Origin of the sequence: Microbacterium sp. Kw_RZR3 (genome assembly GCF_029222405.1) — a bacterium.
GTDB lineage: Bacteria > Actinomycetota > Actinomycetes > Actinomycetales > Microbacteriaceae > Microbacterium.
Genome location: NZ_JARHXC010000176.1, coordinates 1 through 610, shown reverse-complemented (window position 1 = coordinate 610; position 610 = coordinate 1). Strand labels below are relative to the sequence as shown.

Sequence of the window (610 nt, the reverse complement as noted above, 5' to 3'; positions counted from 1 at the left end):
GTGAGGAGACCCCCGATGACGCCCACCCCGCTCGTGCTCGACGCCCGCCCCGCGCGCACCGGTGTCGAGATCCGTCCGCTCGACGAGCGCCGCAGCCTCGTCACCGTCGGTGAGCAGCACCACATCGTCGACGTTCCCGCCGCCGTCGTCCAGGTCCTCCTCTGGGCGTGGCACGAGAGGCGCGACGATCTGATCGGCGTCGAGTTCGCCGAGGCGGCCGCTGCTCTGCGGCCGCTGCTCGCCGCCGCCGCGGTCTCTTCGCCGACCATGATCACCCCGGCCCCGCGACCCCACGCGGGTCCCGCGGTCCGCGCCGTGCTGGCCGGCGACGACGAGGTGGTCGCCGCCGCCCGCGCGCGGTTGCGCGCCGATGACGACGTGCTCCCCGCGCCGGTCGGCCCGCCGCGCACCGTCGCGACGACGGCCTTCTCGGCCGACCGCCTCCTCGTCGTCGCCCTGCGCGGCGGCCGCGAGCGCGAGTTCATCGACCTGGACCGCATCTGCCACGACCTCCGCGTGCCGTGGCTGGCCGTCGAGCTCTCCCGCGGTCGGCTGTGGGTCGGCCCCCTCGTCACGCCGGGGGTCGGGGCGTCGTACGAAGACGCGGCAG

General features: G+C 76.2%; 1 protein-coding gene. It reads left to right on the top strand.

Translation table 11 applies throughout. From position 1 onward, the window contains the following. Nucleotides 1-15: 15 nt before the first annotated feature. A partial coding sequence (locus P2P98_RS09160; RefSeq protein ID WP_275799357.1) for a hypothetical protein occupies nt 16-610 on the top strand: 595 nt, incomplete at its 3' end.